This is a genomic window from Lactobacillus kullabergensis (assembly GCF_000967195.1).
Classification (GTDB): Bacteria; Bacillota; Bacilli; order Lactobacillales; family Lactobacillaceae; genus Lactobacillus; species Lactobacillus kullabergensis.
In genome coordinates this window covers 655,825-670,745 of record NZ_KQ033871.1, presented here as the reverse complement: position 1 = coordinate 670,745, position 14,921 = coordinate 655,825, and the positions used below count along the sequence as shown (strand labels likewise).

Annotated in this window: 25 protein-coding genes; 4 read left to right on the top strand and 21 right to left on the bottom strand. The window is 33.2% G+C overall.

Features of this window, described 5'->3' with window-relative positions; genetic code table 11:
• Nucleotides 1-5: 5 nt before the first annotated feature.
• The 21 genes from JF76_RS03850 to JF76_RS03750 form a co-directional block, all read right to left on the bottom strand.
• Nucleotides 6-557, bottom strand: a complete 552-nt coding sequence (locus tag JF76_RS03850; RefSeq protein ID WP_045927886.1) for a hypothetical protein — start codon at nt 555-557, stop codon at nt 6-8.
• Between the two features lie 40 nt (nt 558-597).
• On the bottom strand, nt 598-936 hold the full coding sequence (locus JF76_RS03845) for a hypothetical protein (RefSeq protein WP_045927885.1): 339 nt from the start codon (nt 934-936) through the stop codon (nt 598-600).
• Nucleotides 937-1,299: 363 nt separating this feature from the next.
• Nucleotides 1,300-1,941: a DUF4145 domain-containing protein gene (locus JF76_RS03840; protein ID WP_045927884.1), complete on the bottom strand. Its 642-nt coding sequence runs from the start codon at nt 1,939-1,941 to the stop codon at nt 1,300-1,302.
• Nucleotides 1,942-2,173: 232 nt separating this feature from the next.
• Nucleotides 2,174-2,680 (bottom strand): ArpU family phage packaging/lysis transcriptional regulator, encoded by a 507-nt coding sequence (locus JF76_RS09910; RefSeq protein ID WP_052697062.1) that lies wholly within the window; start codon nt 2,678-2,680, stop codon nt 2,174-2,176.
• A 14-nt stretch (nt 2,681-2,694) separates the two neighbouring features.
• The gene (locus JF76_RS03830; RefSeq protein ID WP_045927883.1) at nt 2,695-3,177 is read right to left on the bottom strand and encodes a hypothetical protein; all 483 of its coding nucleotides are present in this window, start codon (nt 3,175-3,177) and stop codon (nt 2,695-2,697) included.
• On the bottom strand, nt 3,161-3,517 hold the full coding sequence (locus JF76_RS03825) for a VRR-NUC domain-containing protein (protein WP_244267926.1): 357 nt from the start codon (nt 3,515-3,517) through the stop codon (nt 3,161-3,163). Before JF76_RS03825 ends, JF76_RS03830 begins: the two co-directional genes overlap by 17 nt.
• Nucleotides 3,514-3,753, bottom strand: a complete 240-nt coding sequence (locus JF76_RS03820) for a hypothetical protein (protein WP_045927882.1) — start codon at nt 3,751-3,753, stop codon at nt 3,514-3,516. Before JF76_RS03820 ends, JF76_RS03825 begins: the two co-directional genes overlap by 4 nt.
• 196 nt (nt 3,754-3,949) lie before the next feature.
• Complete coding sequence (locus tag JF76_RS10495; protein WP_279625411.1) at nt 3,950-4,081, bottom strand: hypothetical protein; 132 nt, start codon at nt 4,079-4,081, stop codon at nt 3,950-3,952.
• 23 nt (nt 4,082-4,104) lie between these two features.
• The gene (locus JF76_RS03810) at nt 4,105-4,329 is read right to left on the bottom strand and encodes a hypothetical protein (RefSeq protein WP_045927880.1); all 225 of its coding nucleotides are present in this window, start codon (nt 4,327-4,329) and stop codon (nt 4,105-4,107) included.
• A gap of 289 nt (nt 4,330-4,618) precedes the next feature.
• Nucleotides 4,619-5,917, bottom strand: a complete 1,299-nt coding sequence (locus JF76_RS03805; RefSeq protein ID WP_045927879.1) for a VapE domain-containing protein — start codon at nt 5,915-5,917, stop codon at nt 4,619-4,621.
• Nucleotides 5,914-6,705, bottom strand: coding sequence for a bifunctional DNA primase/polymerase (locus JF76_RS03800; RefSeq protein ID WP_045927878.1), 792 nt, complete (start codon nt 6,703-6,705; stop codon nt 5,914-5,916). Before JF76_RS03800 ends, JF76_RS03805 begins: the two co-directional genes overlap by 4 nt.
• 2 nt (nt 6,706-6,707) lie before the next feature.
• Nucleotides 6,708-6,902 carry a hypothetical protein gene (locus tag JF76_RS03795; RefSeq protein ID WP_052697061.1) on the bottom strand — a complete coding sequence of 65 codons (195 nt, stop codon included), beginning with the start codon at nt 6,900-6,902 and terminating at the stop codon, nt 6,708-6,710.
• 12 nt (nt 6,903-6,914) lie between these two features.
• Nucleotides 6,915-7,484, bottom strand: a complete 570-nt coding sequence (locus JF76_RS03790) for a hypothetical protein (protein ID WP_045927877.1) — start codon at nt 7,482-7,484, stop codon at nt 6,915-6,917.
• On the bottom strand, nt 7,484-8,215 hold the full coding sequence (locus tag JF76_RS03785) for an AAA family ATPase (protein ID WP_045927876.1): 732 nt from the start codon (nt 8,213-8,215) through the stop codon (nt 7,484-7,486). Before JF76_RS03785 ends, JF76_RS03790 begins: the two co-directional genes overlap by 1 nt.
• The gene (locus tag JF76_RS03780) at nt 8,212-9,597 is read right to left on the bottom strand and encodes a DEAD/DEAH box helicase (RefSeq protein ID WP_045927875.1); all 1,386 of its coding nucleotides are present in this window, start codon (nt 9,595-9,597) and stop codon (nt 8,212-8,214) included. Before JF76_RS03780 ends, JF76_RS03785 begins: the two co-directional genes overlap by 4 nt.
• 12 nt (nt 9,598-9,609) lie before the next feature.
• The gene (locus tag JF76_RS03775; protein ID WP_045927874.1) at nt 9,610-9,855 is read right to left on the bottom strand and encodes a hypothetical protein; all 246 of its coding nucleotides are present in this window, start codon (nt 9,853-9,855) and stop codon (nt 9,610-9,612) included.
• On the bottom strand, nt 9,839-10,111 hold the full coding sequence (locus JF76_RS03770; RefSeq protein ID WP_045927873.1) for a hypothetical protein: 273 nt from the start codon (nt 10,109-10,111) through the stop codon (nt 9,839-9,841). Before JF76_RS03770 ends, JF76_RS03775 begins: the two co-directional genes overlap by 17 nt.
• A 9-nt stretch (nt 10,112-10,120) precedes the next feature.
• Nucleotides 10,121-10,600, bottom strand: a complete 480-nt coding sequence (locus tag JF76_RS03765) for a siphovirus Gp157 family protein (protein WP_045927872.1) — start codon at nt 10,598-10,600, stop codon at nt 10,121-10,123.
• Nucleotides 10,597-10,947, bottom strand: a complete 351-nt coding sequence (locus JF76_RS03760; RefSeq protein ID WP_045927871.1) for a hypothetical protein — start codon at nt 10,945-10,947, stop codon at nt 10,597-10,599. Before JF76_RS03760 ends, JF76_RS03765 begins: the two co-directional genes overlap by 4 nt.
• A gap of 230 nt (nt 10,948-11,177) precedes the next feature.
• Nucleotides 11,178-11,519, bottom strand: a complete 342-nt coding sequence (locus tag JF76_RS03755) for a DUF771 domain-containing protein (protein ID WP_045927870.1) — start codon at nt 11,517-11,519, stop codon at nt 11,178-11,180.
• Between the two features lie 22 nt (nt 11,520-11,541).
• Nucleotides 11,542-11,757 (bottom strand): helix-turn-helix domain-containing protein, encoded by a 216-nt coding sequence (locus JF76_RS03750; protein WP_052697060.1) that lies wholly within the window; start codon nt 11,755-11,757, stop codon nt 11,542-11,544.
• A gap of 270 nt (nt 11,758-12,027) precedes the next feature.
• Between JF76_RS03750 and JF76_RS03745 the strand changes: the two genes are divergently transcribed.
• From JF76_RS03745 to JF76_RS03730, 4 genes are all read left to right on the top strand, one after another.
• The gene (locus JF76_RS03745) at nt 12,028-12,378 is read left to right on the top strand and encodes a helix-turn-helix domain-containing protein (protein WP_045927869.1); all 351 of its coding nucleotides are present in this window, start codon (nt 12,028-12,030) and stop codon (nt 12,376-12,378) included.
• Entirely contained in the window at nt 12,378-12,785 is a 408-nt protein-coding gene (locus tag JF76_RS03740; protein ID WP_045927868.1) for a zinc metalloprotease, read from the top strand. Before JF76_RS03745 ends, JF76_RS03740 begins: the two co-directional genes overlap by 1 nt.
• 49 nt (nt 12,786-12,834) lie before the next feature.
• Nucleotides 12,835-13,539 (top strand): hypothetical protein, encoded by a 705-nt coding sequence (locus tag JF76_RS10405; RefSeq protein ID WP_244267925.1) that lies wholly within the window; start codon nt 12,835-12,837, stop codon nt 13,537-13,539.
• 197 nt (nt 13,540-13,736) lie between these two features.
• Nucleotides 13,737-14,849 (top strand): site-specific integrase, encoded by a 1,113-nt coding sequence (locus JF76_RS03730; protein WP_045927867.1) that lies wholly within the window; start codon nt 13,737-13,739, stop codon nt 14,847-14,849.
• Nucleotides 14,850-14,921 lie beyond the last annotated feature (72 nt).

Genomic DNA, 14,921 nt, shown 5'->3' with positions numbered 1-14,921 from the left:
TTTAATTACTTCAAAAATTTATATAAATAATATTCTTTTTCCAGTTCAAGATAATCTAAAGTATCCAACATAGAAACTTTTGACTTTTCTAAACTAACTTGATTAGATTTTCCTGTTGCTACTTTTAAATATTCCTTATCGTCTTTCATAAATTCATCTACAAGTTCAACTAATATTTTTCTTTTTCCTTCTTTAAATAACGAGGGGTTAAGGTTAACTAACTCAGAAAACTCTGAAATTTCTTTGTCCAGTTCTTTTTCTGATTCGCTAATTCTTTTTATAGCTGTTGCCGGTAAATCTCCTGAGGGAAAAAACTCCATAATAATGTTCAAATGATTAATGTTTCTATACATACTCAATAGCAAATCATAAAGCTTTTCAAAAGTACGCGAATTTTCCAATTCCCTTTGCCGACTATTTTGATTTCGTGCTATTTGTGCATTAGCCCTCACAGAAACAAAATAAGATAATAAAGCCGAAATTACAGCTGGAATAACAATAGGAAACCAATTTTTAGAAATAAAAATTAAAAATTTTTTAACTAATAATGATGACATCTTTTTACATTTTCTCTTTTCTTCATAAATTTCAATAAAATCATTTATTTTTTAAAAATATCTCTTCCGGACAAATCCAAGTTCCATATCCACTTTTTTGTAAGTGTATTCTTTTTTTATCAGCATCCCAACATCTAATACAGTAGGGTGTAGTTTCATCTTTATAATAGTATCCTTCATCTGTTAATTTAATATTTTTTGCAAATTCATCCTCGTCTTTCTTCCTACTGAGTTGATCCTTAAGATCTATGTTTTCTTGAATTAGATCCATAGTTTTATTTTGTAATTCCAAGATAGCATTTTTTACCTTAGAATCTTTAATCTTTTTTGCTAATTCTATAATATTTTTAAACAAACTTGAAAAATCTGAATAATTCATGTTCAATTCTCCTGTTAAAATACTTATTACTTTACAGGTATATTATAAGAAAAAATGTTTTTAGGTATTTAAAAATCGCTCATTTTGTCATAAAATTATTTTTTCTAAGTTTCTTTACTTTTCTTAATAATATCTAATTGCCCCTTCTGTAATAACTTTTGGTGGAGCTTAAAAAATCATATTTTTCATTTCAATCAAATAATATTCCTGCTATATTTGAATCTAAATCAGTATTCTTGGGTACAGCCATTTTACATTTATACTAAAGACATAGAATATGAATTACCAATTAGCATCCTATAAAATTAGAGCAAACAAAAAGACACATCCATGTCTATTTTATCGACATTTATGTGTCTTTGTTTAGTCTTCAATCTTACCTGGATATTCATAATTGGTTTTTAGCAACATGGCACTAAACTCTATAATCTTTTTAGCATCTTCTTTGTTTCCAATCATAATTTCATGATTGGCTTCATTACCTAACTTTCTAATTTTATCAACCCAAGGCTTTGCATTTTTAGATATGTATCCTTTAGTTTCAAAATAATTTACGTAATCTATAAATTTTTTATTTTCGTCAGCACCCAAATCAACAGCAACATGCATTAATAATTTTCTACAAAGTAGCGTAACCGCCGTATATGCTCCGACTGAAAAACTATCACGTGCTTCTTCATATATTTTTTCTACTTTATAGGGCAAGTGCTTTATGGGCTCTCCATATCTAGCACCTGGAATTTGTTCGTAAATTTCATTTATTACGTCTGCGGAGGAATTGTATACTCTAATATCATAAATTAAAGTCGGTAAATGACAGTTATTACATATATATATATATGCTGACATTTCAGGAGTGTTTTGTGATAAACACATCCCTTTATCAGAAGAGACACAATAACCACAGTATCCACATTCGTATGTTTTAGGGTCCAAATTATAGGCAGTCCACATTTCGCCATTAATTTCGAAAAAATCCTTGAATTCAGTAAAACTATGCTCCATTATATTCACCTCTTAATAATAAATATTACAAAAAACTAGGCATAAAAACCAGTTTTCTTTGAGATGAATATAATAAAAACGTGTAATCAATTGGTTAAGTCCGCTAAATAATATACTTTGACTGCCGTATTGAATTACACGTTATAGCAACGATAGGATTCGAACCTATCGCTACTTTTGTATATACACATTCAAGAATTATCTTTTATTCTTGATGCTACCAATATAACACCTATTCAACCCGACCTTTCTCCGATTCTGACCCGATATTGACCCGATTTTTAAATACCTTAAGTTCTGGAATTTTCACATTATAAATTGTTTTCCAGGTATCAATTGTGTCTGCAAACTGACATAAAGCATAACGTTTCAAATCGCTGTACCTAGAATCACTGTATTGCACTTTAGCTGCTACTTGCCAATCAGTTAGTTCTTCAATGTAAAGTGATTTTAAAATCGTTCTGAATGGTTGCTTTGAACTATCAGCGCATTGTTCAATGGCATGATAGACTGCTTGACATTTATCTTGCGCATCAAAGATTGACGCCATTTTATTCTCAGCTGAGTTGCCATCATGACTCATGATACCCGTGGGATCGAGCTGTGGACTGCTAAGATCGGTACGATGATAACCAGCCCTTATTAGGTAGTGCTCAAAATTATATTTGAAAAAGTCACGTACCTTCTGAGCGGTTTTTTTCTGATCAATATCAATAGGTAGATCGATGTTTTCTTCCACAGCTCTTTTCCTTTCTATTGTTTGGTATATAATTTGTTTTTACAAAAATACTTATCTCCAGGTTTTAGATTTTTAAAACGGACAATTTTACGAAATCTTCTTAAATAATATCCTTTTTTGTCTAAGTAAAACCTTGCACTTTTTATAAACTGTAGAGACTGATGTGTAATCACACGGTATTTACTAAAGTTTTTACTATATATTTTTTGTCCAGTTTTTCGATTTATCGCTACATATTTAAAATATGGTTTAACTTCTAATCCTAAACGATTAACAGCTGATCTGATTTTATTTTGGCTAAAATTTAATTCTGTTGCTACTTCGTTGATTGAATAACCATCATTAATTAAGGTAGTGATTTTAGCGTCAATAATTTCTTCTTCATTGTCATACAGCGATTTTTGAATAGACTTTAAGGTTAAATTATTATCTGGTACTAATGATAATGTTCCATATTCATTTTCTAAGTTATGAATTAAATTATACGGGATAGCCATATCCCACCAAGCCTCCTTTCACAATTTTCAAAGCATCATTCGTGCTTCGAGCAACTCCATGAATAGTATTTGTTTCCATTAAATGTTGATGGAATATAATTTGTTTTGGACTAAGTTGTCCTGTTTTTGTTTTTACTTCTACGAAAAATATTTTGTTATCACTCCAGCGATAGCCAACTAAATCTGGAAACCCAACTGGCAGTCCTGTATCAAACATACGACCATCCTGCGTGAAAATTTTACCAACATTTGCTCGATACACAGTGCATCGATTTAACGATAAAGCACGCATAATCTGTTTTTGAATTTCGTGTTCAGACATAACCATTTTTTCATTCATTGATCTGCTTTCTTTTGTTCACTAAGTACCTGATCTATAGTCATTACTTTGCCATCATCCGTATATTCTCTTTTTTGTTGCATAGATAAAATATGTTTTTTGTTTATAAATAACTCACCTAACTCACTCTCATCAACTTTTGCATATGGTTCTTTGTTTTTAATTAAATCGAGTGCGATATCACCTAACACATCATACTGTGTCCGTCCATCATCCATTTTTATAATAGTTTTCAACTTTACCACCCTAAACTCGTCCACCACATATATTTCTCAAGAATAATTGATCCAATTATTAAAATAAAACCCACCGCAATCAATGCAAGTGCTATTCCAAATATTAAATTCTTTTCAGACTTAAGTTCTAAAAGTATGTACCCGATAATACCGAATATGAGGCCTAATATTTCGCATAGAAAATATATTAATTTCATTAGTTAAGCCTTTCATTTTCATTCGGCAACTTTTGAAAAAACTCGTTTGCTTTTAACTTGTAATCAGGTGGCACATGCCCCAAACAGGTAACCTTGCCATTCTTATTCTTCCTATAAACTGTTCTTGCCATTTAAATTCTCCTAATTTTTTACCTCAGCAAAAATTGATATCGTGTAAATTTAAATTTTGCAATTTTTCTAAAACATCAAAGAATACATCTTTGTTGATGTAGTAAATTCTATTTTTGATTTTGATTGTGTAAACTACAATTTTTTTATTTTTAATATCAATATTTAAGCCATTGATATCTGTTGCTTGCTTTTCATATGTTCTGATAACACCATCACTAGCGCTACCCTTAAATTTAATAGTCTGCATCTTTATCACTCCAATTTCCCTTCAATAATTTTAATAATGTTTTCCTCAAGAGTTACGCTCCGGTTACAGTTACTGTAACCTATTCTTTTCTTACTCATTCAAGGGTTTTGCTTATCAAATTTTACCGGTTACAGTAAATTTCATAAAAAGTTTTTTTAAAGCTGAGAAGGCGATATATTATATAAATAAAAAGTTTTATCAATATTTACTGTTTTACTGTAACTAATGCCTGAGTTACTTACTTACACAAGCGATTTCGCGGTTACAGTTACTGTAACTTTACTGTAACTTACTGTAACCTTTGAAATCCTCTTACAGCTTTTTTATTAATCTTAACTACAGCACTTGTATTAAATCCTAAATGTTCCATATAATAACGAATATCACGAGTCTGCTTATTATTCCGCGACAAAGCATTGGGATCTTGAAACAAAGCAACTGATAATTCTCTATTAGGGATAAATTTTTGACCTTTGAACTTATTTTCTAAAACGTCCATTAAATTGTCTTCCAATCCTGATGTATAGCGAAATTCTTCTCTATTTTGCTTTAATAGGGCTTCCTGCTTAGGTGTGAATCTAAATGGATCTTTAGCATTCTTATAAAGCCAAACTACTTCGCCCCATAGCTGCTGCACCACATCCTCGGTCAAATCGGTCACAGGATTTTTTGTTTGTTTTTCTGGATCAGCGTAAATTGATAGAAATCTTCGATCGCCAGAACGGTCACGTAAGTGCCTAACCTCATTAGTTGTCCGTGCTATGACGAACTTTTTCTTAAAATGTAATGGCTTGTGACCATAAGGCTTGCGATATTCGAAATCTTGCATGGTAATAAATTTCTTGATTTCTTCAAAACTGGCCTCATTGCTGGCAGTCATTTCATCATCATTGACAATCAGAGCGTTTTTCATCACCTCAAAATCATCTTTTTTAGTGAAAGTATTAAATTGATCTGTATATAATCCCATTGGCGCAATGTTTTTCAGGATTGAAGTTTTACCTACGCCTTGGCCACCCACTAAATCTAAAACATAATCGAATTTAGTTTCAGGGTTGTAAGCTTTGGCCACGGCTCCCATTAACCACGTCCGAGTAATTAATGTTGTGGTGGCGTTTTTCTTAGCTCCCAGATATTCAGGAAAGAAATTATCAATCCTGCGTTTCTTGTCCCAATGTTTATAGGCATTATCCATATACTCAATTACCGGATTATAGGAATTCATGTAGGCCACATTATCAATTGCCTGCTCGATAATCACATTTTTAAAAGTTGCATGCTCATAATCTGATCGAGCTTCGATATATAATTCCACTGAGTTAGTTACCTGGTCTGTATATTGACCCTTACTGATTATGACAGTGCCAATATTTTTGATTTCTAATTTGCGATTATCTACGACATCTATTTCTTGCGTAAATTCATTTAATCGAAATAGATTCTTGAGGTTGGGATCATGCAATAAGATCATTACTACGTTTTTAACGCTAGTAGTTTTAACAGCACCATTATTCTGACGTTCAAGTTCAATGGTAGTTTTGCGCAACTTTTCAGCGTTTTTTTCGTCAATATGAATAACGTCACTCATTCGATCCCCCTTCTTTTAATCTCTTTTTCAATTACTGAATTTACTGTTCGTTCCACTTCATTTAGCGGAAGACTGTCTGTTGTATTATTATTTGCAATTAATGCTAATTTAGCTGCTGCAGCTGGATCAACTCCGCGATATAGTAAGCCACCGACAAAACTGGTAAGAGTATCATTGCGCCTGCCTGTATCGCCTAAGCCGTTCACAATTAATTCAAATAGCTTTGAGGTCTGCGTTTTACTGGCAATTTTATAGTCTAAAATCGTCTTTTTCTCTGGCTTTGACTTGCTCTGAATTAATTCCAGCAAACCAGCGGGAGCTGGTCTTATTGGTTTGTGATTAAGCCACCGATAGGACTTGTCATCTATTCTACTTGGAGCGACTACCACATAATTATTTTCGTGAGCTTTCAAATCGACACCTGGCAATAGGCCAATGCATTGCGTCACATTTTCTTTTGCAGGTTTTTGAAAAAAGAAATGATAACCATCATGAGCAGTTTTCTCTCGCAAAGTGTCTTTAAACCATTCATTATGATTAAGCTTAATGATAGATTGTAACCCATCAACATCGCCATGACGGTCAACATCAATCACGAAAAACTTGTCAGTTTTAAGAGCGATGTTAGCCAATGGATAGCGTTGCCAAACCTTTCTAATTTCATCACTTGTAAGTGCTGGTTTATCGGCAAATTTAATCAGCGGTCGTTTATTTGATCCAATCGGAATTACAGAAAATCCATGTGCTGCATAGTTAATTGCATAATTGACTAGATTTTCTAGTGGCATAATTACTTAGTTTCAGAATCAATCATTTCTAATTGGTTAGACTCAAGCACCACTTGAATCTGATTTTTTGCGATTTCATTTAAACTGTCCAATGATAAGTTTTTAGCTGATGTACTAATTTGAATATTTACTACACCATTTTTAGCTTTAAAATTATCAATGTTTCCGTTAAAAACAATCTGTTTAACATTTATCATTTTATTTTCCTCCTAGAATGGTAAGTCGTCATCGTTAATATCAACAGTATCGCCTGTTCCATTAAATGGATCTTTGGCATCGGCTACTTTCGGTTGTTCCTGTTTTTCAAATGTATAATTTCTAAACGGATATTGCGGATTTTTCTTATTAGGAGTAGTTTTGATAGTCACTTTTAAAACTTTGCCACATGCTGGCTGCAGTGCTTCGGCAATTGCATCATAAGCCTCGGTTTCATTTTCAAAAGCAAAACACTTGTCAGGCACTGGATTGTTAAGAGTTTCACCAATAATTTGAATTTCAGAAATGCTTCTAGCGATAACTGAATTCGGCATTGGATCACCGTTAGCTTTTGTTTGTGCCAATGATGGGAAAATAGACTCCTGTCTGCCTTCATATTTACCTTGAACCACACTAAAAGTAAGCATCAGAAAATCTCGGTCACCTTTTGCGTTGTGAGTCACATTGTCAAAACTCATTAAATAAGTATCATCTGGGATCGGCTCGTATGGGTTATATTCCTTACCCTCTTTTGGATTAAAACCTTTTTGTTTCAGTTCGTTCATTGCATCTAAAAGACTCATTATTTACTCTCCTTTTTAAAAATTCCATTGCATGTTTCCAATAGTTTTAAAATACGATGGTCTGTTATATTTTTCGGATTATATTGTGTTCTTAAGCTCTTGACTTCTCTAAAGTAGGAAGCATTAACACCATCACCAACTTTTTTAGTTCTGATTTCCACGTCACAATTCCCGTTCACAACATTAAAATATTTAGTCTTAAGTGAAGGATGGTAAGTTGTTGCCCCAGTGTTTTCATCAGTGATTGAAATCTCCCGACTTATGTAGATGATGTTCATCGGTAAAGCTTTTAAATCCATCACTAGCTGTTGCAATGCCGTGTTAAATAATGCGTAGCCTTTGCCATACGGAATATCACCTAGTGACTTAACATTGTTATCCCAGCAGATTGCTTGCTCGAGCATAACGATAATGTCGTCTATTACATCTACTACAATCGTTTTGAATTGTTCTTCTGGTTTACGTTGCTCGTTTTCCGTTTGTAAAGCTAAAATAATATCGTCAAGCTGTTGGGTAACTAGTTGCGTTGGCTTGCCATTTTTGTCTCTTAAATTCCTAATTTGAAACGCTGGTGCGGTTCCCTGATCACTGTTGCCGTCAGTGTTAAGTACAATTGGATTCGGGAAAAAGCTGGCAAAATAACTCTTGCCACTCATTGGGGCTCCCCAGATGAAAAAGTTGTGCGGCTGTGCCTTTGGTTCTAATTTTTTTGGTTTTGGTAAAACTATCATTTCTTAATCATTCCTCTCATTTTAAGTTGGTAATAAATCCATCCTGGCTTATACCCATGTAATTTTGCATAAGCATTAAATTCAGCTGGAGATTTTAATTCACTAACTTTCTTACTAGCGACTTTTTTAAGTAAGTCACTTTTTACTATTTCCGCTATTAATTTTTTACGATTTTTCGCCTCAACTAAATCAACATCTTTAACTTGCTTTGCCTCGTGAATTTTGATCGGCTTTCCGCAGAGTGGACACTTGCCATTTTTAACTTCACTTGTTTTTACAACCGCAAAGCAGTAATCACATGTAATTATTGCCATTCCTGGATCAATATTTATTCTTGAAACTGATTTTGTACCACTGACCACAGCCTGTTTCCAATCTCGGTCATCGTCTGGATAACCAAATTTCTGTACATTATTAGCATGATCAATAATTATTGCTGTTTTACCAGGCCTTGGATTTAGGCAGCGCATTGAAAACTGCAAGTACAATGCTAGTGATGTGGTAGGTCGAGCCATTATTACGCAATCAACATTGGGTAAATCAACGCCTTCAGTGAAAAGATTGACGTTAACCAATATCTTTAGTTTCTGATTTTTAAAATCAGTAACAATTGCATCCCTTTCGACTACTGGTGTTTTACCATCAACTTCTTTTGCTAAAATTCCTGCTTCATTGAATTCCTCAGCCACCTTTTTAGCTGATTCAATGGAATAGGTGTAAACCACTGCTTGCATTCCCTTTGCAATCCGCTGATATTGCTTAACTACATGACCAAAGATTTTAGTGTTCATTGCTTCAGCCATTGATTTGTTAGTATAATCACCAGTCGAACTGCGTTTCAGTAATTTACTATTAAAATCGTTTGGCGGTTGGAAATACCTAAACGGTGCTAAAAAGCCTTCATCGGTTAACTCTTTAATTGATTTACCAACAATAATGTCGTCTGCTATTTGGTCTAATTGTTTCTGACCAGTTCGTCTAGGAGTAGCTGTGAAGAACAATACATAAGCATTTTTGAATTTGTTTAGTATTTTCTGGTAGCTTTTTGCTAAAGCATGATGTCCTTCATCAATCAGAATTAATTGTGGTTCAGGTAACTTATTTACCCGTCTGCATAGTGTCTGTACTAAGCCCATTATTGCCAAGTTAGGATTAACGCCTTGTGCTTTAAAAGTGGCTTTAGCTTGATCCAATACTTCTTTACGATGAATGATAAACATCACGCGATTGTTTTTAGCAGTTGTTTTTCTAGCAATTTCTGCCATTACTACTGTCTTCCCCGTTCTCGGTGGTGACTGCACAATAATGCGATGGTGACCATGTTGCATTGATTTAGTAATCCGCTGAATTAAATCGTTTTGATATGGTCTTAATTTGTACATGTTTATAATTTTTCAAACACGTTTAATTTGCTCATTAATTTTATCTGTTAGCCTTTCAACAGTTTCAGTTAAAGTCACCAAGTTTGCTGCAATGCAAAGCTGTGCCATTGCAGATAATGAATCAGCGTACCAATCTGCAAAGTTATTACTAGGTACATAATCGCGTCCAGCCATGTCAATTCCAGATTGGGCTATCTGCTTTAGTTTCTTACGATATTCAATTTCTTCTTTGCTCAGTTCTTTAATTCGATTTTCCATGTTTAATCTCCTGCAACTGTGCTTCCTCATAAACCATCTTTTTCGCTTCTTCAAACATTGATCTAATGACTGATTGAAATTGCTCACTAGGCGATCCATCATGTGCACATAGTGGACTAGGATAATTTATATCAAGATAATTAATTGCACCTATATAAGTGTATTGCTTTAAAGCCTCGTTCTTTAAACGGATAGTCCATAATTCAATTGCTTTAAAAGTTTCTTCCTGCCAGTCTAAAAATTCTTTATTTAACATAAAAGCCTCCTAGCTAATTGTTGTTTTTCTATTGGGTTCTAAATGAGCACCCGGTACTTCTTGACCATCTTTCATATCTTGATAAAGTTTTCTCTTATCTATTGATGAAACTTCTTTGGTTACGATATAAATTTTAGGTAATTTACGCTCATCAGAAATGATGGTCTTTTGCTTATAATTACGTGGCTTGAGGATGTAATGTTCAGTATGTAGTTCTTTAATACCCGCATCATCTATTACTTCAGTCATATAATTTAGAAGGTTGTTTTTTTGATTCTCGTAATGATGTTTCTGCTCTGTAAGCTGCTTAATTTTGTTCGTCAAAAAATCGATGTTTGCGGTGTCTCGTTCAATTAAGCCAGCTAATCCATCCAGCTTGTCATCTCTAGTTAGTTTTAGAGCGTCAAGTGTATCTTTTAATGTTTCTGGATCAATGTCATCTTTATCAGCAACTTCTTTAATTGCATTGTTTATTTCGAAAAGTTTCATTTTAAAACATCGCCTATCCTTTCACTTCCGTATGCCCACTCAATTATTGATGAAAAACTGTCTCCATCATCAATATCACAAGAATCTGCTAAAAAATCGTACGGATCATAATCTAATTCTTCACATAATTTATCTAGGGAGCCATGGTTAATTTCTAAACGATGCTTTAGAAATTCCATATTGTTTTTATAAACATTACTTCCCTTAATTAAACTTGAAATCACTGAATTTTCGTGATCACCAATTAATGTTGCATCTGGATCTTCTTTAGCAATCTCTGCTAATTCTTCTTGAACATTAATGTCATGGATAGCTTGCTTTAGTTCATTACCATCTTTTACTTCCATATGTTATAATCTCCTTGTATTCTTTATACGTTTTCATTGAATACATGCCCGATTACGGTCGGGCTTTTTTTATGTTCCTGGGATGTATTCTCGTAAGCTGAGAACGTAAATCGTTGACACCAGCCCAACAATAGCTACTATTAATGAGATTAATAATGAGCTTTTGCTTTTCAGTTCTATGTCGGTGTATGTGTTTAAAAAGTGTTGCCATTTTTCTAATATCCTTCCTACTATTGCGGTAATTTTGCGTTCCAATCTATTTCGCCTCGATGCTTCTCCATCCATTCCGCAGCTGGTTTTTCAAAAATAATTGTTTTACTACCTTCTTCAGTTCTGCGCGGATTAACAACCCAGCCGCCGTTTTTTACATTTATCTCTGGATATTCGTCAAAAATAAATAACCTTATCCAGTTTGGAGCTTTCTTACCACAATATTTCTCGGAAAACTCTTTCATCTTGATTGTTTTCCCTACTAAGGACTCTGCGGGGACATATCCTCGCTTTTCCATTATTTGATCAACTACGCCAGCCAAAGTTTCAACTGGTATCGGCAAGTCTATTACATTCGCCAATATTTATTCACCTCATTCCTAACTAACTATTCATCCCCAACACTTTATATACTTTTTTCCTAACTGATATATCACGTGGTGTGGTACCACCATGAATTGCATAGCTAAGTGTCGGTCTATTCACATTTAATAGATCTGCCAAACTTGAAACTGTGTACCCTTGTCTTATCATTTCAATTTTGATAGCACTAAAAATCTTTGACTTAGCCTCTGCTAAAGCTTGTTCTGCTGGCAACATAGCTCACTCCCTTCTTCCTAAAACAAAAGTGTAAATAATTTTGTCAATAAATTACGAATTTATATTGACTTTGATTCGCATAAGTGCGAATATAAAGGTATAATAAATAAGCGTTTGAAAGGTATCCCCATACTGTTCAATACTTTTTTATTTATTTAAGTTTATAAGTAATTTAATTGACAAATATATTATTACGCATAATTGCGAATTTTTCAAGATAAATTTACGAATTTTGCGAAATATTTTTGCTGTTTTTCCTTGGAGCCTTATATGACAACATTTGAACGTATAAAAGAATTAGCTAAAAAACGTGGTTTATCATTAATTGAGGTAAATGACAAAGCTGGTTTAGGAACTAGAACTATATATCATTGGAAAAAAAAAGCACCAACTGCTGAAAAGCTAAGAACAGTGGCTCAAGTTTTACATACATCAACCGACTACCTTTTAGGTAATACCGATGATCCTTCACCTACTGTAAATAAACAAAGCCATCCTTATGTTGACATCACGGATGACGAAACTATTTATTCATATCGTGGCAAACCGGTGCCTAAGGAGTATCTTGATGTCATACGCAACTTAATGGACAGTGATATTAGAAAGGGTAAAGGTGAGTGATGGAAGACTTAGTAAAATACCTTTTAAAATACGCTTTTGACCATGGTATTAGCTGCGCTTTAATTCGAAGAGAGCAAAGTTATCAATCAGTAGCTTTACCTGATAAGAAATTGATAGTTATAAATCAAAACAGTAAAAATAAATTTGAATTGCCTTTTATTATAGGACATGAAATTGGTCATATTATGAATGGTAATGTTAACGGAGCTTTTTATTGTGGTAAGCCTGTTAATTCTGAGGAACGTAAGGCTGATCTATATTCGCTTAATCTAATATACAAGTATGCATCCAGTCAGTTTGAAACATTTGATGAGCCTGGCATTTTTATGGAACAGTTTGGTATCCCTTATCGTATGAAAGGCGATGTGTACAGACTGTTTAAAGAAAATGATGATCTAGTATTCTGATCTCAATGAAAACGTTATAATATATAAAACTTAATTTAGGAGGAATATTATGAGCAAGACATGTGCAATATGTGGTCAAAAACTATCTTTTAATAATCAAGGATATTCCGTTGGTAAAGAAAAAATATGTTCTGATGACAATAACTATTTAATCAAAGCACTAGGCTATAAATTACCTTTGGGCATAAAAGATACTGTAAAGGTTGAACTTGATAAAGGGAGATTACCTTTCAAAGAAGCCAAAAATTTAATTGAACAACAAAAGCTAAAAGATTCCATTGAACACCAGAAAACTTTAAATCAATTAAGACAGCAGTCCGAGATAGTTAAAAAAGAAGCTGTTGTTACCTCTGCTCCTAAAAATGTAGGACCTATTTCTGAGCCTGAAGTCGTGGATAATGCTAACCAAGAGCTCAAATCAGAAAACAATACTTATAGCAGTCAGACTGAAGAAACAGCTAACGTTACCGAACATTCAGTACAAGAAGAAAAAACAAGCAAGTTAGAAAAGGCTGTAAAAGTTACAAGCATGATAGGATCTGTTATAAACTCCATGCGACAACCACATTGTCCAAAATGCAGATCAACAAATGTTCAAGCCGTAGGTCAACATCGTAAAGGCTTTTCTGTTGGTAAAGCTGTTGCTGGTACAGCATTATCTGGAGGACTTGGTGCTATAGCAGGATTTGCAGGTAAAAATACCAAAAAGGTAGATATGATTTGTATGAACTGTGGTAAAAAATTTAGATTCTAAAGAAAACACATTGTCCATTAAGTAATCGACAAATCTAATGTGATTTGCAAAGAAGACAAAAATAATAGTTACAAACGAATACAAAACAAAAAAAGCTACTAAGAATACGCTTGGAAAACTAGTTCTTAATAGCTTAAAAACAACAGGGAGTATGCCCTTTTGCATACCCTATTATAGCATAGGAGATAAAATTTAAAATGGCTTATATAAAAAAGCGTGGTAAATCTTGGCAAGCTCAGGTATCTTGGTATGATGAGCAAAATAATCGTAAATATAAGACTAAAAGCGGCTTTGCTACCAAAATGCAGGCTAAAAAATGGGCTAATGAATTTGAAGTCGCTAAAGATAAAAACTTAATATCAGATCAAGATCCAATTTTTGCAGATTATTTTGAGGAATGGTATAAACGTTACAAAGCACCTGGAAAATCGAATAACACCAAAAATAGATATGCCCATATTTACCAACTTTTAAAAGAAACCTTTGGCAAAACTAAGTTATCAAAAATGTCCCGTAATAAATATCAGGACTTTTTTAATGATTATGGTAAAAATCATGCAAAAGATACAGTTCAGAAAACTAACGGTACAATTAGAAGCTGCGTAAAGGATGCTGTTAGTGATGGCTTAGTTAGAATTAATTTCACTGATAGAATTAATTTAACTTGGAACGAAGACAAAACAAGAAAAATAGAATATCTCAGTTTTAAGCAAGTTCAGCAATTAAAGACTCTGTTACTTAAAGATATTAAGCCATCATATGTCAGTCGATATATGCTATTAACAATTATCTATACTGGAATGAGGCCGGGAGAAATAAGAGTTTTAACTTGGGACGATATAGATTTTAATCATCTTGAAATACATATAACCAAGTCCTGGGATTATGATAATAATAAAATTATTAATTATGATTCTAATGAGATTAATAAAGAAACCAAAAATAAAACTTCAACTAGAGTAATCAAAGTTGATCAGAAACTATTAGACATATTAAAACAATTAAAAGTGAATAATCATCAAAGATTGTTTATTGATGGTGCAGGTACCATTCCTACTTCAAATGCAGTTAATAAAGTTTTGCGAAAACAATTAGGTAAATTAGGAATTAAGAAGAAAGGTTTCCATTTCCACAGCCTAAGACATACCCATGTAGCATTGCTTTTATTTAAGGGAGTAGATCTATACTCTATTTCAAAGAGATTAGGTCATTCAAATATGAGTATTACAGCTAATACATATGCTTACATGTTGGATGAACTTAAACAGAAATCTGATAGTCAAATTGTCAAAGTGCTGGATGAAATATAGCACTTCAGCGAACATTTGGCGAACATTAATAATCAAAAAACCTATAATCACAACGATTATAGGCTTTTATTT

What these genes read in the sequence shown, in the direction of transcription:
- JF76_RS03850 (WP_045927886.1), bottom strand. Translation starts at nt 557, where the DNA reads ATGTCATCATTATTAGTTAAAAAATTTTTAATTTTTATTTCTAAAAAT.
- JF76_RS03845 (WP_045927885.1), bottom strand. Translation starts at nt 936, where the DNA reads ATGAATTATTCAGATTTTTCAAGTTTGTTTAAAAATATTATAGAATTA.
- JF76_RS03840 (WP_045927884.1), bottom strand. Translation starts at nt 1,941, where the DNA reads ATGGAGCATAGTTTTACTGAATTCAAGGATTTTTTCGAAATTAATGGC.
- JF76_RS03830 (WP_045927883.1), bottom strand. Translation starts at nt 3,177, where the DNA reads ATGGCTATCCCGTATAATTTAATTCATAACTTAGAAAATGAATATGGA.
- JF76_RS03825 (WP_244267926.1), bottom strand. Translation starts at nt 3,517, where the DNA reads ATGAATGAAAAAATGGTTATGTCTGAACACGAAATTCAAAAACAGATT.
- JF76_RS10495 (WP_279625411.1), bottom strand. Translation starts at nt 4,081, where the DNA reads ATGGCAAGAACAGTTTATAGGAAGAATAAGAATGGCAAGGTTACCTGT.
- JF76_RS03810 (WP_045927880.1), bottom strand. Translation starts at nt 4,329, where the DNA reads ATGCAGACTATTAAATTTAAGGGTAGCGCTAGTGATGGTGTTATCAGA.
- JF76_RS03805 (WP_045927879.1), bottom strand. Translation starts at nt 5,917, where the DNA reads ATGAGTGACGTTATTCATATTGACGAAAAAAACGCTGAAAAGTTGCGC.
- JF76_RS03800 (WP_045927878.1), bottom strand. Translation starts at nt 6,705, where the DNA reads ATGCCACTAGAAAATCTAGTCAATTATGCAATTAACTATGCAGCACAT.
- JF76_RS03795 (WP_052697061.1), bottom strand. Translation starts at nt 6,902, where the DNA reads ATGATAAATGTTAAACAGATTGTTTTTAACGGAAACATTGATAATTTT.
- JF76_RS03790 (WP_045927877.1), bottom strand. Translation starts at nt 7,484, where the DNA reads ATGAGTCTTTTAGATGCAATGAACGAACTGAAACAAAAAGGTTTTAAT.
- JF76_RS03785 (WP_045927876.1), bottom strand. Translation starts at nt 8,215, where the DNA reads ATGATAGTTTTACCAAAACCAAAAAAATTAGAACCAAAGGCACAGCCG.
- JF76_RS03780 (WP_045927875.1), bottom strand. Translation starts at nt 9,597, where the DNA reads ATGTACAAATTAAGACCATATCAAAACGATTTAATTCAGCGGATTACT.
- JF76_RS03775 (WP_045927874.1), bottom strand. Translation starts at nt 9,855, where the DNA reads ATGGAAAATCGAATTAAAGAACTGAGCAAAGAAGAAATTGAATATCGT.
- JF76_RS03770 (WP_045927873.1), bottom strand. Translation starts at nt 10,111, where the DNA reads ATGTTAAATAAAGAATTTTTAGACTGGCAGGAAGAAACTTTTAAAGCA.
- JF76_RS03765 (WP_045927872.1), bottom strand. Translation starts at nt 10,600, where the DNA reads ATGAAACTTTTCGAAATAAACAATGCAATTAAAGAAGTTGCTGATAAA.
- JF76_RS03760 (WP_045927871.1), bottom strand. Translation starts at nt 10,947, where the DNA reads ATGGAAGTAAAAGATGGTAATGAACTAAAGCAAGCTATCCATGACATT.
- JF76_RS03750 (WP_052697060.1), bottom strand. Translation starts at nt 11,757, where the DNA reads ATGTTGCCAGCAGAACAAGCTTTAGCAGAGGCTAAGTCAAAGATTTTT.
- JF76_RS03745 (WP_045927869.1), top strand. Translation starts at nt 12,028, where the DNA reads ATGACAACATTTGAACGTATAAAAGAATTAGCTAAAAAACGTGGTTTA.
- JF76_RS03740 (WP_045927868.1), top strand. Translation starts at nt 12,378, where the DNA reads ATGGAAGACTTAGTAAAATACCTTTTAAAATACGCTTTTGACCATGGT.
- JF76_RS10405 (WP_244267925.1), top strand. Translation starts at nt 12,835, where the DNA reads ATGAGCAAGACATGTGCAATATGTGGTCAAAAACTATCTTTTAATAAT.
- JF76_RS03730 (WP_045927867.1), top strand. Translation starts at nt 13,737, where the DNA reads ATGGCTTATATAAAAAAGCGTGGTAAATCTTGGCAAGCTCAGGTATCT.